The sequence below is a fragment of the Shinella sp. S4-D37 genome (genome assembly GCF_040812195.1).
Classification (GTDB): Bacteria; Pseudomonadota; Alphaproteobacteria; order Rhizobiales; family Rhizobiaceae; genus Shinella.
In genome coordinates this window covers 1,920,479-1,937,721 of sequence record NZ_JBFNXL010000005.1, presented here as the reverse complement: position 1 = coordinate 1,937,721, position 17,243 = coordinate 1,920,479, and the positions used below count along the sequence as shown (strand labels likewise).

The 17,243-nt window shown below is 59.5% G+C and carries 18 protein-coding genes; 14 read left to right on the top strand and 4 right to left on the bottom strand.

Annotated elements, in window-relative coordinates:
• Positions 1-52 precede the first annotated feature (52 nt).
• The gene (locus tag AB3G45_RS16850) at positions 53-1,474 is read right to left on the bottom strand and encodes an IS1182 family transposase (protein WP_176622684.1); all 1,422 of its coding nucleotides are present in this window, start codon (positions 1,472-1,474) and stop codon (positions 53-55) included.
• Between the two features lie 200 nt (positions 1,475-1,674).
• Between AB3G45_RS16850 and AB3G45_RS16845 the strand changes: the two genes are divergently transcribed.
• The 7 genes from AB3G45_RS16845 (at position 1,675) to chrA (ending at position 6,901) form a co-directional block, all read left to right on the top strand.
• On the top strand, positions 1,675-2,421 hold the full coding sequence (locus AB3G45_RS16845; protein WP_058389677.1) for a sulfite exporter TauE/SafE family protein: 747 nt from the start codon (positions 1,675-1,677) through the stop codon (positions 2,419-2,421).
• A 107-nt stretch (positions 2,422-2,528) separates the two neighbouring features.
• Positions 2,529-2,900, top strand: coding sequence for a helix-turn-helix transcriptional regulator (locus AB3G45_RS16840; protein ID WP_058389676.1), 372 nt, complete (start codon positions 2,529-2,531; stop codon positions 2,898-2,900).
• Entirely contained in the window at positions 2,893-3,420 is a 528-nt protein-coding gene (locus AB3G45_RS16835; protein WP_058389675.1) for an arsenate reductase ArsC, read from the top strand. The genes AB3G45_RS16840 and AB3G45_RS16835 overlap by 8 nt, the downstream gene beginning before the upstream one ends.
• Positions 3,421-3,428: 8 nt before the next feature.
• A complete protein-coding gene (gene arsC, locus AB3G45_RS16830; RefSeq protein ID WP_058389674.1) occupies positions 3,429-3,854 on the top strand; it encodes an arsenate reductase (glutaredoxin) in 426 nt (141 codons plus the stop codon).
• Between the two features lie 9 nt (positions 3,855-3,863).
• Entirely contained in the window at positions 3,864-4,919 is a 1,056-nt protein-coding gene (arsB, locus tag AB3G45_RS16825) for an ACR3 family arsenite efflux transporter (protein WP_367831653.1), read from the top strand.
• Positions 4,919-5,635 carry an arsenical resistance protein ArsH gene (gene arsH / locus AB3G45_RS16820; protein WP_367831652.1) on the top strand — a complete coding sequence of 239 codons (717 nt, stop codon included), beginning with the start codon at positions 4,919-4,921 and terminating at the stop codon, positions 5,633-5,635. The genes arsB and arsH overlap by 1 nt, the downstream gene beginning before the upstream one ends.
• A gap of 66 nt (positions 5,636-5,701) precedes the next feature.
• Positions 5,702-6,901, top strand: a complete 1,200-nt coding sequence (gene chrA / locus AB3G45_RS16815) for a chromate efflux transporter (RefSeq protein WP_058389671.1) — start codon at positions 5,702-5,704, stop codon at positions 6,899-6,901.
• Between the two features lie 308 nt (positions 6,902-7,209).
• Here the strand turns inward: chrA and AB3G45_RS16810 are convergent, their stop codons facing one another.
• On the bottom strand, positions 7,210-7,380 hold the full coding sequence (locus AB3G45_RS16810) for a hypothetical protein (RefSeq protein ID WP_367831651.1): 171 nt from the start codon (positions 7,378-7,380) through the stop codon (positions 7,210-7,212).
• A 321-nt stretch (positions 7,381-7,701) separates the two neighbouring features.
• Between AB3G45_RS16810 and AB3G45_RS16805 the strand changes: the two genes are divergently transcribed.
• From AB3G45_RS16805 to AB3G45_RS16785, 5 genes are read left to right on the top strand one after another with little or no spacing between them, the layout of a single operon-like run.
• On the top strand, positions 7,702-8,004 hold the full coding sequence (locus tag AB3G45_RS16805) for a DUF1778 domain-containing protein (protein WP_367831650.1): 303 nt from the start codon (positions 7,702-7,704) through the stop codon (positions 8,002-8,004).
• A gap of 3 nt (positions 8,005-8,007) precedes the next feature.
• Entirely contained in the window at positions 8,008-8,517 is a 510-nt protein-coding gene (locus tag AB3G45_RS16800; RefSeq protein ID WP_367831649.1) for a GNAT family N-acetyltransferase, read from the top strand.
• Between the two features lie 10 nt (positions 8,518-8,527).
• Entirely contained in the window at positions 8,528-9,856 is a 1,329-nt protein-coding gene (locus tag AB3G45_RS16795; protein ID WP_367831648.1) for an SIR2 family protein, read from the top strand.
• Entirely contained in the window at positions 9,853-11,868 is a 2,016-nt protein-coding gene (locus AB3G45_RS16790) for an ATP-binding protein (protein ID WP_367831647.1), read from the top strand. Before AB3G45_RS16795 ends, AB3G45_RS16790 begins: the two co-directional genes overlap by 4 nt.
• A complete protein-coding gene (locus tag AB3G45_RS16785; RefSeq protein ID WP_367833607.1) occupies positions 11,868-12,767 on the top strand; it encodes a 3'-5' exonuclease in 900 nt (299 codons plus the stop codon). Before AB3G45_RS16790 ends, AB3G45_RS16785 begins: the two co-directional genes overlap by 1 nt.
• Before the next feature lie 336 nt (positions 12,768-13,103).
• Here the strand turns inward: AB3G45_RS16785 and istB are convergent, their stop codons facing one another.
• Positions 13,104-13,916 (bottom strand): IS21-like element helper ATPase IstB, encoded by an 813-nt coding sequence (gene istB, locus AB3G45_RS16780; RefSeq protein WP_367829797.1) that lies wholly within the window; start codon positions 13,914-13,916, stop codon positions 13,104-13,106.
• The gene (gene istA / locus AB3G45_RS16775) at positions 13,906-15,432 is read right to left on the bottom strand and encodes an IS21 family transposase (protein WP_367829875.1); all 1,527 of its coding nucleotides are present in this window, start codon (positions 15,430-15,432) and stop codon (positions 13,906-13,908) included. Before istA ends, istB begins: the two co-directional genes overlap by 11 nt.
• A 50-nt stretch (positions 15,433-15,482) precedes the next feature.
• Between istA and AB3G45_RS16770 the strand changes: the two genes are divergently transcribed.
• Together AB3G45_RS16770 and qatD are read left to right on the top strand one after the other, a co-directional pair.
• On the top strand, positions 15,483-16,406 hold the full coding sequence (locus tag AB3G45_RS16770) for a 7-cyano-7-deazaguanine synthase (RefSeq protein WP_367831646.1): 924 nt from the start codon (positions 15,483-15,485) through the stop codon (positions 16,404-16,406).
• Positions 16,403-17,167 (top strand): Qat anti-phage system TatD family nuclease QatD, encoded by a 765-nt coding sequence (gene qatD, locus AB3G45_RS16765; RefSeq protein ID WP_367831645.1) that lies wholly within the window; start codon positions 16,403-16,405, stop codon positions 17,165-17,167. The genes AB3G45_RS16770 and qatD overlap by 4 nt, the downstream gene beginning before the upstream one ends.
• Positions 17,168-17,243: the final 76 nt, after the last annotated feature.

Here is a 17,243-nt window from a genome sequence, read left to right as displayed (position 1 = left end):
CGCAGACGATTCAGTGCGGGCGCGATGAGGCGAACTGAATCGAGCGGGGCTCTCAGCCTCGCGACATCAGCGCTCCGGTCCCGAAGGCGTTCGAAGCGCGGATGATGTTGAATGCCAGGACCGAGAGGGCAGCTTCGGCTTTCACCCGCCGCAAACCGCGGGTCAGGAAGCGGCCTCCGCCAGACATTCGCTTGATGGTGCCGAAGGGATGCTCGACCGTGCAGCGACGGATCACCATGAGATCGGGATTCTCGTGGACCCGACGCTCCATCCGATCGAGCGCACCCTGATCCACGAGCCTGTGGATCGTGCGTTGATATCCCGGCGTACACTGCGGTTTGATCTGGCAGGTCTGGCACGCGGGCGTTCTGTATCGGATCGCCCGATTTCGGGTATGTTTGCCCTTGGGATGCATGGTTTCACCAGCCGGGCAGCGGATCGTGTCGGTTTGTTCGTCATGGATGAACTGCACAGGGCGGAAGAATTCTGCGCTCATGGCGCCACGCTTGATCGGTGCCGCCACGTGAACACCATCTTGCTCGCAGCGCGCGACCTCCTGCGCATTCGAATAGCCTCCGTCCGCCAGCACTTCGAGCTGGTCGACGTCGAGCACTTGCTTTGCCGCAATCGCCATTGGATGCAGCAACTGGCTGTCGTTGGCTTCGTTGGCGACATCGTTGTGAATGATCAGGCCACTTTCGATATCGACGACACTCTGGAGATTATAGGCTGGAAACTTCGGCGCCCGGCCATATCCCATTGGTCGTGAATCCGGTTCCCCGAAGACCACGACGTTTGTATCGTGCTCTGCAAGTTCGGCCTGCCGTTTCTCCAACCTCCGCTTTCGGCGCTCCAGCGATGCGATGGCGCCGGCAAAAGCCGCGCGATTGACTGTCTGATCGCGCACGTCCGCCGGGTGTTGATCCGCTATGTTGAGACGGTCGAGATAGTAGGCGATTTCCGTTTCAGTATGAGCGATGTCGCGCGCCAGGCGATCTGCTCCAGCGATGTTCTTCGCGCTGGCAACCGCCCGCATCTTGGTCCCGTCCAGTGCCACCTTGCCGGGAGTAACAAGGCCGTTCTCGCGACAGAAGCTGATGAACGCGGCGCCTGTGCGAATGATCGCTTCGGGATTATCGTGCCGGAACGCTGCGATGGTCCGATAGTCCGGGGTCATGCGCCGCATCAGCCAGATGGCCTCCAGGTCGCGCTGGCAGGCTCGCTCCAACTGGCGCGAGGAGCGCAACTGGTTCAGGTAACCCCAGATATACAGTCGCAGCATATCGCCGGGGTGATAACCGGGTCGCCCTGTTGCGGCCGAGACAGTGCGCTCGAAGCCGAGCGCCGTGAGATCGAGGGTTTCGACGAAGCCATCAACGACGCGGACCAGAGATTCCTGCGGAACGTAGTCATCGACGCAGGCAGGTAAAAGAAGCGGCTGGCTTCGATCATATCCCTCAATAAAGCGTCCCATTTTGCCCCCGCGTCGCAAGTAATCAAGTGTAGCATCGGCAGCCGAATAATCCCAGTAAATGCTTGGCAATACGAACAATATCTACTGTGGCGCCATCAGAACATGTTGCTCGCACCAGACTGGTGATAGACAATGAAGCTTCGGGGAACGCGCGCGCTGCCGCACGCTCGGGATGCGGACCATGATGAGGTTCTGGCAAGGTGGAATTGGATGGACTCTGGCTCGCGGTGGCCTTCTTCCTCATCGCACTGATCTATGCGTCGGTCGGCCAGGCTGGGGCATCTGGCTACATCGCGATCATGGCGCTGGTCGGCTTTGCGCCGTTGGCCATGAAGACGACCGCGCTCGCCCTCAATCTGCTGGTCGCAGCAATCGGGACAGCCATGTTCCTGAAGGCGGGAAGGTTGTCGTGGCGAAGTGTCTGGCCTTTTGCGATCCTGGGCTTCCCGTTCTCTCTGCTCGGAGGATCTGTTCAGCTACCGGCGGATATCTATTATCCGGTCGTCGGGGCGGTCCTCGTCCTGTCGGCCGTCCAGATGGCGCGGACGGCCCTTCGTAGATCTGGATCATCTGCGGACCTGCCGACCGATCCGCCCTTCATCCCGGCGCTGGCCACGGGTGCGATCATCGGCTTCATATCCGGCACGACCGGGACCGGAGGCGGAGTATTCCTCGCACCGGTGATCCTCGCGATGAACTGGGGGACAGCGCGCCAGACTGCCGCGACAACCGCCGTCTACAATCTGATGAATTCGGCTGCTGCACTGCTTGGAGCCTATGCCTGGTGGGATCAGATCCCTAGTGCGCTACCCGGGTGGCTGATCGCCGTCGCTGTTGGCGGCTCGCTCGGGGCCTTCATCGGCAGCCGTTACCTCCCCGAACTATGGCTGCGCATCATTCTGGCGGCAATCCTTCTCGCCTCGGGTCTGAGGCTGCTGTTTGGGTGACGGCCAGCTTTCCTATCACAAGCGAGTTTCAGCGGTCTCCCGACGAGGCGGAAACTATGTGCCGTCCCGGTCTAGACTCCAGTCCATATGTCGATTAGTCTCGACATATGGAATCAGAAAACGCCATCCTCGCTTTCGCCGCGCTCGCGCAACCGACCCGCCTCGACGTGTTCCGCCTGCTGATGGAGCACGAGCCGGACGGATTGCCCGCGGGCGAAGTCGCCCGCCGGTTGGATGTCCCGCACAACACCATGTCCACGCATCTGGCGACGCTGACGCGCGCCGGTCTGATTGATGCTGAGCGGCATAGCCGCTCGATCATCTATCGGGCGCGGCTCGACGCTGTGCGGGAGCTCGCGGGCTTTCTCGTCAAGGATTGCTGCGGTGGCCACCCGGAAATCTGCGCGCCCCTGATCGCCGATTTTTCCCCTTGCTGCTCACCGCAAACCCTCGCCGCCAAGGAGGCCACCCATGACTGACCGCATCTACAATGTTCTGTTCCTTTGCACCGGCAATGCCGCGCGCTCGATCCTCGCCGAGAGCATTCTGAAGAAGGACGGCGATGGTCGCTTTCGCTCCTTCTCTGCCGGGTCGCAGCCGAAGGGAGCGGTCAATCCCTTTGCGCTGAAGGTGTTGCGGAGCTTCGACTACCCCGCCGAGGGCTTCCGCTCGAAAGGTTGGGAGGAGTTTGCCGGAGCCGACGCGCCTGTCATGGATTTCGTCTTTACCGTCTGCGACAGTGCCGCCGGTGAAGCCTGCCCGGTCTGGCCCGGCCAGCCCATGACCGCCCATTGGGGGATCGAAGACCCTGCCGCCGTCGATGGGCCGGACATCCAGAAGGAAGCCGCCTTCGTCGCCGCTTTCCGCTATATGAAGAACCGCATCTCGGCCTTTACGTCCCTACCAGTCGCCAGTCTCGACAAGGCGTCGCTCCGCACGAAGCTGACTGAGATCGGCCAGTCCGAAGGTGCGTCGTCTCCACGCAACAGCGCGGCGTGAGGCAGGCTATGGACGTCATCATCTACCACAACCCGGATTGCGGAACCTCGCGCAACACCCTGGCGATGATCCGCAATGCAGGCGTCGAGCCACATGTCATCGAATATCTCAAGACACCGCCGTCTAGGGACATGCTCACCCAGCTCATCGCGCGCATGGGTATCCCCGTCCGCGCCCTGCTGCGCGAGAAGGGCATGCCCTATGCAGAGCTTGGCCTGGGCAACCCGGCACTGAGCGACGAGGAGTTGCTTGATGCGATGATGGCGCATCCCATCCTGATCAACCGGCCCATCGTCGTCAGCCCGAAGGGCGTTCGGCTTTGCCGACCGTCCGAGGACGTCCTCGACCTGCTGCCGCCGCAGCACGGCGCGTTCGTCAAGGAAGACGGCGAGCGGGTGATCGACGAACACGGCCGGCGCGTGCCCACGGCCTGAAGGAATTCCATGTCTACTTTTGAACGCTACCTCACCCTCTGGGTCGCATTGTGCATTGTCGTCGGCATCGCGCTCGGCCATTTTCTGCCGGGCGAATTTCATGCCATCGGCGCGATGGAAATTGCCAAGGTCAACCTGCCGGTAGCCGTGCTGATCTGGCTGATGGTCATCCCCATGCTGCTCAAGATCGACTTCGCCGCATTGGGCGAGGTCGGCCGCCACTGGCGCGGCATCGGCGTGACGCTGTTCATCAACTGGGCGGTAAAGCCGTTCTCGATGGCTCTATTGGGCTGGCTGTTCATCGGCTGGCTGTTCCGGCCCTATCTGCCGGCAGATCAGATCGACAGCTATATTGCCGGTCTCATCATCCTCGCGGCCGCGCCTTGCACGGCCATGGTGTTCGTCTGGTCGAACCTGACCAAGGGCGAGCCACATTTTACGTTGAGCCAGGTCGCGCTCAATGACGCCATCATGGTCGTTGCCTTTGCGCCGATTGTCGGCCTGCTGCTGGGCCTGTCAGCCATCACCGTGCCATGGGGCACGCTGGTCCTGTCCGTGGTGCTCTACATCGTCATTCCCGTCATCATCGCGCAGATCGTCCGTCGCCGGATGCTGACAAGTGGCGGGCAGGCAGCGCTTGACCGGCTGCTTGCAAAGCTCGGCCCGGCATCACTTGTGGCGCTGCTCGCGACGCTGGTGCTGTTGTTCGGCTTTCAGGGCGAGCAGATCATCGCGCAGCCGGCAATCATCGGCCTGCTTGCTGTGCCTATCCTGATTCAGGTCTATTTCAACTCTGGCCTTGCCTATCTGCTCAACCGGATGGCCGGCGAACAGCATTGCGTGGCGGGTCCCTCGGCGCTGATCGGCGCGTCGAATTTCTTCGAACTGGCGGTCGCCGCCGCCATCAGCCTGTTCGGCTTTCACTCGGGCGCGGCGCTCGCCACGGTGGTCGGCGTGCTGATCGAGGTCCCGGTTATGCTCTCGGTCGTCTGGATCGTGAACCGCTCCAAAGGCTGGTATGAACGCGGCGGCAAAGTCTCCAGACTGGCGGAGGCGCAGCGCTGATGCCGGACGAGCTTCCCAACCTTGATGCCGGTTGCGCTGATGTTCCCAGTTTGGACCGTCTGCGCGCAGCGACGCCGTCTACCCATCCGCCGCGTATCCTGCTGCTTTACGGCTCGCTCCGCGAGCGATCCTACAGTCGCTTCCTGACATTCGAAGCCGAGCGTCTGCTCAAGCATTTCGGCGCGGAAACTCGTATCTTCGATCCGTCCGGCCTGCCGCTGCCGGACGGGGCTGAGGTCAATCATCCCAAGGTGCAGGAATTACGTGAACTTTCGCGCTGGTCGGAAGGTCAGGTCTGGACCAGCCCGGAGCGTCACGGTGCGATGAGCGCGGTGATGAAGGCGCAGATCGACTGGATTTCCCTTTCGGACGGCGCGGTAAGGCCAACGCAGGGTCGGACACTCGCCGTCATGCAGGTCTCCGGCGGCTCGCAGAGCTTCAACGCCGTCAACCAGATGCGTGTGCTCGGCCGCTGGATGCGGATGGTGACGATCCCCAACCAGTCCTCCGTCGCCAAAGCCTTTCAGGAGTTCGACGAGGCGGGCCGGATGAAACCGTCTTCCTATTATGATCGAGTGGTCGACGTGATGGAGGAACTGATGAAGTTCACACTGCTGACGCGCGACGTCTCTACCTACCTCACCCACCGCTATTCCGAACGCAAGGAGAGCGGCGAGGCTCTGATGCGGCGGGTCAACCTGACGACTGCAACCTGAGAATCTATCTCGCGCCGATCGCACGTCATCGTTTGCAAGAATGCCCCAACCAATGAGGTCTCCTGAATGGATCATAGCCCGCAACAGTCGCAAGGAAGCGTCTCCGAGGTATTCCGCGCATTCCTGAAGCTGGGGCTCACCTCCTTCGGCGGACCGATCGCGCATCTGGGCTATTTCCGGGACGAACTGGTGACGCGGCGAAAATGGCTGAGCGAAAGCGCATATGCCGATCTGGTGGCGCTATGCCAGTTCCTGCCCGGTCCGGCCTCCAGCCAGGTCGGCTTTGCTCTTGGTCTGACGCGGGCGGGATGGCTCGGCGCGTTTGCAGCTTTCCTCGCCTTCACCCTGCCATCGGCCATGATCCTTCTCGCGCTTGCCATGACGGCTACGCGGCTGGAAGGTCCACTTGCGCTTGGCGTCCTGCATGGTCTCAAGATCGTCGCCGTCGCCATCGTGGCGCAAGCCGTGTGGGGCATGGCAAAAAACCTCTGCCCCGATAAGGAGCGCGCCACGATCGCGGTCGTGGCCGTGCTTCTGCTTGCCTGGGCGCCGGGAGTGATCGGGATGATGGCGGCCATACTGCTGGGCGCACTCGCCGGGCTGGCTCTTGGCAAAGGACAGGTCACGATTGGCGAGCATCTGCCTGTGCCGGTTTCACGCAAAGCCGGGCTGACGGCCTTTGCGCTGTTCGCCGTCTTGCTGATTGGTCTCCCGATCCTTGCGGGGCAGGCTCAGGGGTGGGCGCTTGCGGACAGCTTCTATCGTGCTGGCTCGCTGGTCTTTGGTGGCGGACATGTCGTGTTGCCACTGTTACAGGCCGAAACGGTCGCGCCGGGATGGGTGTCCGATGATGCCTTCCTCGCGGGCTATGGCGTAGCACAGGCGGTCCCCGGACCGCTCTTCACCTTTGCCGCCTGGCTCGGAGCGGTCATGGGACCGGCGCCGAACGGCGTGGCCGGCGCGATGATCGCTCTTGTCGCAGTTTTCCTGCCGGGCTTCCTGATCCTGATCGGGGCGCTGCCCTTCTGGGATCAGTTGCGCCGCACGACATGGGCGCAGTCGGCCATGCAGGGCGCCAATGCCGCCGTCGTCGGCATTCTCGGCGCTGCGCTTTATTCGCCTGTCTTCACCAGCGCGATCGGCGGCATGCCGGATTTCGCACTGGCCTTGATTTGTTTCGTGGCGCTGATGGCCTGGAAAGCTCCGCCATGGGTCGTCGTGTTGCTGGCGGCCGTGGGCGGAGCTGCGCTTAGCCTGATGATGTAAAACGTTTCGACAACCTTCGGGCGTTCACTCTGTCAGACCGAGCACATTGATCGAAGCAAGCTGATGCACGGCTTGCAGGATATATCCAAGCCCATTGAGGTCCGGATGAGTTTCTGCACAGCCTGGGGGTCTCCCCGCTGATGGGGGTGCGCCGGCAACGCAGTGCCGGCCAGGGGGAAGGCTTTCCCCGCCAGCATTCTCCAGGACTATCGGTGTTTGCGCATTTCCTCGTCGGCGATTTCCTGGACCACCTTCATGTCCATTTCCGCGACAGGTGAAAGCCTTGCCACCTCGGAGGCGACTTTTGCTCAATGCCAGAAACCGGACCTGTCTCGTATTGCCCGGCTGCGCGCCGCCAGCCGCTGCGCCTCGTAGTAGGCATGTCGTCCGTGCCTTTCGACCATTGTCTGAGCGTCCCGCTGCCAGCCGCGGCGGATCTGTCTGCGCTTTTCGATCCAGTCGGTAAGAATACGGAACATTCGGTCTCGCTTTCCAGGCTGGCCGACGTGGTGTGCGCGGTCTTGGTAGGCCGCCCCACCATGAACAGTGAAAACTACCGCATTTCTGCGCCTTTCCGGCACCCGCAACTAGCATTATGGTTGCTGGGCATTTGTGCAACAACCTGATGCACAACTTCTGAATCGCTTGGACGCAGCTAGGCTCCTTACTGGTCGCTCAATGAAACGAGCCTCTTATTTCACGGTCGTGCCAAGCGTCGCTGCTGTGTTCGGAAATCGGTCTGCATCTTGATTTTTCCGGCCGTTGGCCGTACATATGGCCGATGGAACGGAGATTGCAAAATGGCTGAAGCAGCAAAGAGGTCCACGACTGCTCGCGTCCGGGGGGAACGCCTTGAAACGCGTGTGACCGCAGACCAAAAGCGTCTGATCGAACATGCCGCTGCCCTGCAAGGGCGAACGGTGACGGATTTCGTTTTGACAAGCGTACAGGATGCAGCGCGGCGCGCCATCGAGGAATATCAGCATCTGGAGCTTTCTGTACGGGACAGTCAGGCGTTTGTTCAGGCTCTGGTTGAACCACGGCCGGTCAACGAGCGACTGGGCGACACCGTTCGCCGCTATCGCGAGAGAACAGGCGTCTGACGAGTGGGGGGAGTGGACGATAGCCTGCGGGTTGAAATCCTCGGCCCACAACATGATCGATCCGGCTTTGAAAGCGGTGTAGGGCCGCTCGACCGATATTTTCGGACGCAGGCCGGACAGGACGCTAGAAAGAAGATGGCAGCGCCATTTGTCCTCGTGCTGGAGGACGGCAGCATCGCCGGATATTATACGCTCTCATCGTCAGCAGTACGGCTTCCGGAAATGCCTGAGGCCGTTGTCCGCAAGCTGCCGCGTTATCCTCTGATCCCAACGACTTTGCTCGGTCGTCTTGCTGTCGATCAACGCTACCAGGGCAAGGGGTACGGTCGATTCCTCCTCGCGGATGCGCTCTACCGGGCCGTGCGCAGCGAGATAGCGTCCTTTGCGGTGATCGTGGACGCCAAGGACGAGAACGCGAAACGTTTCTACGAGCGCGAGAGTTTTTTGCCGTTTCCGGATCAGCCGCTGAAGTTGTTCCGGCCGATGGTGGATATTGAAGCATTGTTCAAATGAGGGGGTGTTCGTGGCGGATTCCGATGGAGAAGAGCCTCAGAAATTGACATTCAGATTTCTGAGGGGCGTCGAGGCAGATGCCGGTGAGCTTGAATGGCCGGCCGGCGCCGATGTCGTCAGGAAGGCACTGTCGGAATCATTGAACGCAAAGAATGTGGCGTTCCTGCTCGGGGCGGGATGTTCGTCGTACTGTGTTAAGGAAACGGACATTTTCGACGAAGAGGTATGGCGGGAGCTTGGCATTCCGACCATGGCGCCGCTCGCCGCCGAGTTCACGAAAGCGCGGACTGCCGACGAGGCAGGATTTCCGACCGTCGCGGAGCGGAATGTTCTCATAGACGAACTCGGGATCGATATTGGCGACAAGGAATATGCCCGCAACCTTGAACGGTTGATGGAACTGTTGTTCAGCCTTCGGTTTTCGCTGTCTCGAAGCACGCTTGCGAGGGCGAGTGACAATCTGAAGGTCGTCAATTCGATCATCAACAAGGTTCAGGCCTTTCTGTGGGGCAAATGCACGAATGGAGCGTTTGCCAATGGGGACAGCACCGTCGGGACGCTCTACGAGACATTCTATAGAAAGCTGGTTCTGCGTGACCGCTCACTGCCGCGTCCGTGGATTTTCACCACCAACTACGACCTTTTCAACGAGACGGCGATGGACCGGCTCGGCTTGCCTTACGCTAATGGCTTCTCCGGCGTGGTCGAGCGCCGCTTCAATCCGGCGACTTTCCGTTACGCACTTGCCGAGCAGCTCGATCTGACCAACAGGAAATGGTCGGCTGTGGATGGCTTCGTCTATCTCTGCAAGATCCATGGGTCGATTAGCTGGACCGAAGACGATCACGGCCTGTTCCCGATCCGCGAAATGGCTGTCTTGAAGGGGCAGGAACCGGGGAAGGTGATGATCTATCCCACCCCCGCGAAGCAAAATTCCAGCCTCGGATCGCCCTATGCCGACCTGTTTCGTGAGTTCCAATCGCGGATCGTGAGGGAGCAAAGCGTTCTCTTCACCATGGGGTATGCCTTCGGCGACGAGCACATCAACAACATCATCTACCAGGCACTCACCATACCGACGTTTCGCCTGATAATTTTTGTCGATCCGACACTTGAGGGAGAAGTTGCCAAGCTCCGCGCTCTAAATGACCCTCGCATTTGGATCATCGGCGGCAGCGGCCCGGAAGCCGACCGCAAGGCGCATTATTTCGATACGATCATCGACGAGTTCCTGCCCCAGCGGCCGAGCGAGCGCATCGATGATGCGATCCGGAAGGTGCTGGAGGCGATGTCCTCCAAGAAGGCCGAAGCTCCTTCCGCCGACGGAGAGAGCGAATGAGCCGCGACGATCGCAAACGCGCCATCGGCAAGGTGGTCTCAGTCGCGGCCGACCGCTTTGTCGTCGAGATGCACGCCGGCACGGACAATTTCACTATCGTCGGGTTCGACGATGTTCACTATGTCGCCCGTCTCGGCTCGTTCCTGATGATTCCGGTTCAGACGGAATACGTCGTGGTCGAGGTCGTCGGCCTGCGAGAGCGGGACATCGCAAGCGCCGGGCGCGGAGAAGGGGAATTGGACAAGGCGGCGTCCGCAAAATATCTCGACGTCGTACCGGTTGGAATGCTGCCTCAGAAGCGCGGCGATCCGTTTCGCTTCGGTGTCTCCATCTTTCCGTCGCTCTACGCGGATGCGCTGTATGCTCTCGATGCGGAACTGGATCGTGTGTTCGAGACTGACAGGCCAAGCGAACCAGCGCCGGGCTTGAATGGCGCTGGACCAGTGCCTGATAATGCGACGCGTTTTCGCGCGCTTTCGATCGGTCGCTCGGTCGTGTTCGAGGGCTACGACGTCAAAGTCCGGATCGACGATTTTTTCGGTGGCCATACCGCTGTCCTCGGGAATACGGGGAGTGGAAAGTCATGCACTGTTGCGTCAGTGCTCCAGTCATTGTTCGACAAGGCGGACGAGTTTCACGCCCGAGGAGCGACCTTCGTGGTCTTCGACGTGAACGGCGAATACGCCAATGCGCTAATGCCGCTCGCCAAAGAGAAGGGCATTGGCGTCGCCCATGTCGTGCTGGATGGGACAGCGTCCGACGGAAAGTTCCGCCTTCCGCATTGGTTCCTGGAACAATCCGAATGGGAGTTGCTGCTGCAAGCCAGCGAGCGGACCCAAATTCCGATTCTTCGTACAGCTTTGGGTCTTACAGGGCTGTTTCGGGAGAGCACTCCGGAAGCGCTGGCGATCAAGGAGCACTTTATCGCCACCTGTATCATTGAATGCTTCCGGGGTGCTGATGGGGACTCGCCGGTCGCGAAGTTTCAGCGTGTCGTGTCATTATTGCAGAAATATCCGACGAAAGAACTAAATACAAACCTTCTGCAAAAATACGGGGCAAACTACCAGTACGGTAATTTCTCCGGCGGAAACCTGGCCCCCTTTCTGGATGAGGTTAGGAAAAAGCTCCGGGAAGATGTTGATCTGCCATCCTATAATCGGGCGCCGTTCACATTTGATGATCTTGAAGAATGCCTGGATTTTGCAATCCTCTACGAAGAGGCGCATGGCAACAGGCAAATTCGCGACTACTGTTCGCAGATGTTTACGCGGTTCAAGTCGCTTCGCGATAGGTCCGAATATGCCTTCATGCGCTATGACATCAAGCCCGGTGAAGCCATACCGACCATGGAGGCTTTCCTTGAACAGCTCCTTGGACTGTCAAAGAATGGCGTGAATTGGCAAAAACGCCATCAGATCATTATCGTCGACATGAATTCGATTGAAGACGAGGTGGTCGAACTGGTCTCGTCGGTACTCGCACGCATGACGTTCCGCCTGCTCAGGCAAGCGGAACCAAGGAACCGTTTTCCTGTCCACCTCTTGCTTGAGGAGGCCCATCGCTACATCTCTGAGACTCCGTCAAAATTCGCGATCGACGCCAGCAAGATCTACGAGCGTATTGCCAAGGAGGGGCGAAAGTACGGGCTTTTCTTGTTGGTCGCCTCGCAACGACCGAGCGAACTTTCTAAAACCGTTCTCTCGCAATGCTCGAATTTTGTGGTCCATAGAATTCAGAATCCGGATGACCTCTCCCAGATCCGACAGATGACGCCATTCATCTCAGATGCGGTTCTGAAGCGTTTGCCGTCTTTGCCGAAACAGCACGCGCTCGTCTTCGGAACATCCGTGAACCTCCCGACCACCTTCAAGGTCCGAGAGGCGAAGCCGCTGCCGAAAAGCGATGACGCGAAGATCAGGGAACTCTGGTTCCACGAAGAGGGACGGGCGGCTCTGGTCAGGATTGCGCCACCTGGCCCAGGAGGGGCCGCCGACCCGGCCACAGCATGATGGATCAGCCGGACGCAGTAGCGCTGGAAGCTGCGGCAGCTCTCCTGGAGGCGAGCCAGGACTATCAGGTTCTTCGTCGCCTGCAGCCGCGCGCGTCAGTTACGGGAATACCTGAACAGGATACCCGCCTCGGGCTGTTCGTGGACGTGGAAACGACAGGTCTCGATCCGTCGAAGGACGAGATCATAGAGCTTGCTATGGTGCCATTCCGGTATTCGATTGAGGGTATCATCGTCGATGTTGGGGAACCATTTGATCGACTTCGAGAGCCATCGACTTCCATACCGCCCATGATAGCCGCTCTAACAGGTATAACTGATACGATGGTGGCCGGCCAAAGGATCGACCCGGAGGAGGTTACGCAGTTTGCGCTTTCCGCAGCCGTTGTCATTGCCCACAACGCGGCCTTTGATCGCAAGTTCCTGGAGCGCTTCTGCCCCTCGTTTTCCTTTAAACCCTGGGCATGTTCGATGTCGGAGGTCGACTGGGCCGCGGAGGGATTCGAGGGCACCAAGCTTGCATATCTCGCGATGGGTTGTGGTTTCTTCTACGATCGGCATCGCGCGGCGAATGACTGTTTGGCGGCGGTGGAGATGCTGTCGCGCGCGCTTCCGAAGTCCGGCGTAAACGCACTTGCCCACTTGCTCGCGCGTGCGCGCCTGCCGACATGGCGCATCTGGGCTGAAGGCTCGCCGTTCGAGTTCAAGGATCAGCTCAAGTCTCGGGGGTATCGTTGGAACGGAGAGGAGAACGGTCGTCCCCGTGCCTGGTACATTGACGTTGCGGATGAACAAAGAGACGCAGAACTGGTCTTTCTGAAGACGGAAATCTATCAGCGTGACGTTGACCTGAAACCTTCGAGGATCACGGCCTATGAACGGTTTTCTGAGCGAGTGTAGCAGGGTTGCAGTCGCCTCGGCGCGGAGAGGTGGCGGTAGGGAGGTTATGCGCCGCCTTCAGGCGTTTCTTCGCCAGCGTGGTCCAGGCGAATTTGATCCTGTTGTATCAATCGTCAATCTAACTGCCGAAGGTGAAGTTGTTTTTTGGATAAAACCTAGAGGCAAGGTCAGCAACGCTCGCCTTGGAACCGATTTATGTCTAAATTTAAGTAAATGCATAAAGTAATTGCGCGATTCGGCGCGAGCAGGGGATTAATCCGAACCGATGTGGCCCGACAATGTGTTGATTGCCACTGAGAACTGACCCGGCGTTTCCACCGAGAATTGACCCGCCTGTTAGGTATGTTTCGGGTCTGCGGTCGTGGTCAAGTTCCTCGTTTTCTCCTTTGTCGTTTTGGTGTCGTGCGCAGAGCTGTTCTTGAAGCGGAAGCTGTCGTTTCCGGTTTCAAGGATGTGGCAATGATGGGTAAGCCGATCGAGCAATGCCGTGGTCATCTTGGCATCACCGAAGACGCTGGCCCATTCGCTGAAGCTGAGGTTCGTCGTGATGATGACGCTGGTTCGCTCGTAGAGTTTGCTGAGCAGGTGGAACAGCATCGCACCGCCCGACGCGCTGAACGGCAAGTAACCGAGCTCATCGAGGATGACGAGATCGGAGTGGACGAGCCGATTGGCGATCTGGCCGGACCGTCCTTGCGCCTTTTCCTGTTCCAGCGCGTTGACCAGCTCGACCGTCGAGAAGAACCGGACCCGCTTATGGTGGTGCTCAATGGCCTGGACACCGATCGCCGTAGCAATGTGCGTCTTGCCCGTGCCGGGACCGCCGACCAGGACGATGTTGTTGGCATCGTCGAGGAAGCCGCAGCCATGGAGTTGCTGCACGAGCGCCTCGTTAATCTCGCTGCTGGCGAAGTCGAAGCCGTTCAGATCACGATAGGCTGGAAAGCGTGCTGTCTTGAGCTGATAGGCCGTCGATCGGACCTCTCGTTCGGCCGTTTCCGCCTTGAGAAGCTGGGACAGGATCGGAATGGCCCCCTCGAACGCCGGCGATCCTTGCTCGGTTAGTTCGCCGACAGCTTGTGCCATGCCGTGCATCTTCAGTTGCCGCAGCATAATAACGATTGCGCCGCTTGCTGGATTATGACGCATGGCGAGCCTCCGTCTTTCTCAGGGCATCGTATCGTTCGACATTGGCCTGAGGCTCGTTGATGAGCGTCAGGGCTTGCGGCGCATTGATGGTCGGCGGCGTGAAGGATTTGCCGTCGACAAGTCGATGCAGCAGGTTCAGCACATGCGTCTTGGTCGGAACGCCGGACTTCAGCGCCATTTCGACTGCCGACAGGACGGCCTGTTCATCGTGCTGAAGGACGAGCGCCAGGATATCGACCATCTCCCGGTCTCCGCTTGGCTTCTTGAGCAGATATTGCTGCAAGGTCCGGAATGCATCGGGGAGCTCGGCGAACGGTGCGCCATTGCGAAGCGCACCAGGCTTTCGCTGCACCACCGCCAGATAATGCCGCCAGTCGTAGATCGTCTGCCCTGGCCTGTCGTGGGAGCGGTCAATGACGCGACGATGCTCGCAAACGATTTGTCCTTCTGCGGCGACCACAATACGGTCTGGGTAAACCCGTAGGCTCACCGGCCGATTGGCGAAGGATGCCGGGACGCTGTAGCGATTACGCTCCAGATGCACGAGGCAGGTCGGAGAAACACGCTTGGTGTATTCGACAAACCCATCGAAAGGTCTGGAAACAGGCATAAGCGCGGGTACTTCCTCCGCCCAGATGTCGGCAATGGTGCCGCGCATCTGACCGTGGGGCGTCTTGGCCCAGAACTCCTTGCAACGCTGCTCAAGCCAATCGTTCAGGGCCTCCAGTGATGGAAAGCGCGGGATCGGTTGAAAGAAGCGATGACGCGCATCCTGCACGTTCTTCTCGACTTGTCCCTTCTCCCAGCCGGAAGCCGGATTGCAGAACTCGGGTTCGAACAGGTAGTGGCTGGCCATCGCCTGGAAGCGGACATTGACGTCACGCTCTTTGCCGTGGCCGACCTTGTCGATCGCGGTGCGCATGTTGTCGTAAATGCCACGTCCCGGGATACCTCCGAACACGCGGAATGCATGATTGTGGGCATCGAACAGCATCTCGTGCGTCTGCAGGAGATAGGCCCGCACGATGAAGGCCCGGCTGTAGCTCAGCTTCGTGTGCGCCACCTGCAGCTTGGTGCGCTCATTGCCGATGATCGCCCAGTCCTCTGACCAGTCGAACTGGAAGGCTTCGCCGGGGTCGAACGCCAGGGGCACATATGTCCCGCGGCCGGTCGTCTGCTGTTCCCGCTGTCGATCATCACGCCATTCCCGAGCAAATGCTGCCACGCGATTGTAGGACCCCTCGTAGCCGAGGCTCACCAGATCGGCGTGCAACTGCTTCATCGTCCGCTTCTGCTTGCGGCCCTTTTTGGATTCCGTCTTCAGCCAGGCCGACAAGCGATCCGCAAATGGATCAAGCTTGCTCGGCCGCTCAGGGACCTTGAACTTCGGCTCCACGCCGTCCAGGCGCAGGTATTTGCGGATGGTATTCCGGGATAGGCCGGTCCTGCGGCAAATCTCCCGGATCGATAGTTCTTCTCGAAAATGCCAGCGTCGGATCACGCTCAATAACGCCATGTCGATCACTCCATAGCCCCCGCTGAAAACATGCGAGGGAAGGTTGGAACATGGGTCAATTCTCAATGGAAATATCAGGCCACGCCGGGTCAGTTCTCAGTGGCAATCAACATGTGGTACTTCTATCCGGCGGGTTAGACAGTCTGATCGGAGCAATTGATCTAACCGCCACTGGCCACAAGCCATTCGCAATCAGCCAGACAGTTCGAGGCGATGCGGACAAGCAGATCGACTTTGCCGCAAAGATCGGGGGCGGTCTCGGACACCTGCAACTGAACCACAATGCACATACTTCGGGCGTGCAAGAAGCCTCGCAACGAGCGAGATCGCTTGTTTTTATCACCTTCGGCGTAATTGCTGCCACGGCCCTTAAAGCCTATCGGGAGGGCGCAGAGGTGCCGCTCTTCGTGTGCGAGAATGGCTTCATCGCCATTAATCCGCCTCTGACCGGCGGGCGGCTTGGAAGCCTCAGCACGCGCACGGCGCACCCGGAGTTCCTGGCTCGTCTGCAAAAGGTGCTGGATGCGGCCGGTCTCCGTGTCAAGATCACCAACCCTTATGCCACTAAGACCAAGGGCGAAATGCTCAAAGAGTGCGCTGACCAGAAATTGCTCGGTGCGGAAGCTGCGCGTACGACGAGCTGTGGTCGATTCCAAAGGTTCAACTATCGCCAATGCGGGCGATGCGTTCCGTGCCAAGTTCGCAGGGCGGCATTCCTCGCGTGGGACGCTACCCTGGATACGACCGACTACGTCTACGAACAGATCGGAAAAGACGATGCCGATCACTCGGGGTTCGATGACGTGCGCTCAGTCGCGATTGCGCTTGCGGCCATCAAGGCGGATGGCATTGAGGCGTGGCTCGGTCATGCGTTGGCGTCCCCGTTCATCGCCGATCGACCAGCTCTCATCGGTATGCTTGAGCGCGGTCTTGAAGAGCTTCGCGCGCTTGATCGGGCTTACGGCGTCAAATGATCGATTTTCACGCGCATCTGGACCTGTATCCCGATCCCCACACCGTAGTGCGCGAATGTGTCGCTCGCGATCTCTATGTTCTTTCCGTCACGACAACGCCCTCGGCCTGGTCCGGAACGGCGGCGCTGACAAAGGACGCGCAGCGTATTAGAACCGCGCTCGGCCTCCACCCCCAAATCGCGCATGAGCGGAAAGGTGAGCTTCCGCTGTTTGAGCGCCTGTTACCTGGAGTGCGGTATGTTGGTGAAATCGGCCTCGATGGTAGTCCGGAATATCAACGATACTGGCCGGATCAGGAGCAAGTCTTCTCCCGTGTGCTCAGTCTCTGTGCTCGCGCAGGAGGTCGCATCATGACCATTCATAGCCGTCGCGCGGCCACCCAGGTCCTTGACGCTCTAGCGATGGAGCCTCGCGCGGGCATTGCGATCATGCACTGGTTTTCGGGAACGCAAAGGGAGCTTGCGCGCGCAGTCAATTTGGGTTGCTGGTTCAGCGTTGGCCCAGCCATGTTGGCCGGCAACAAGGGACGGGCATTGGCAGCGAAAATGCCACGGGACAGGGTCCTTACCGAGACGGACGGCCCTTTCGCGCAGGTTGATGGGCGCGCGGCATGGCCGTGGGACGCGGATCTAGCATTAGAAGTACTATCGAATGTCTGGTCAGAACCCATCAAAACGGTGCAGTGCCAGCTCAAAAGCAACCTCCGCCGTCTAACCAGCCATGGAAGTGCATGCGGCGGGCCGCCGAATTTTGGCGGATGACTTACGACATAAGAGTTTTCGCGTCCTATGCTCTTCTGGCACTGCACGTATTGAGAGAACCGGGTTGGCCCCATCC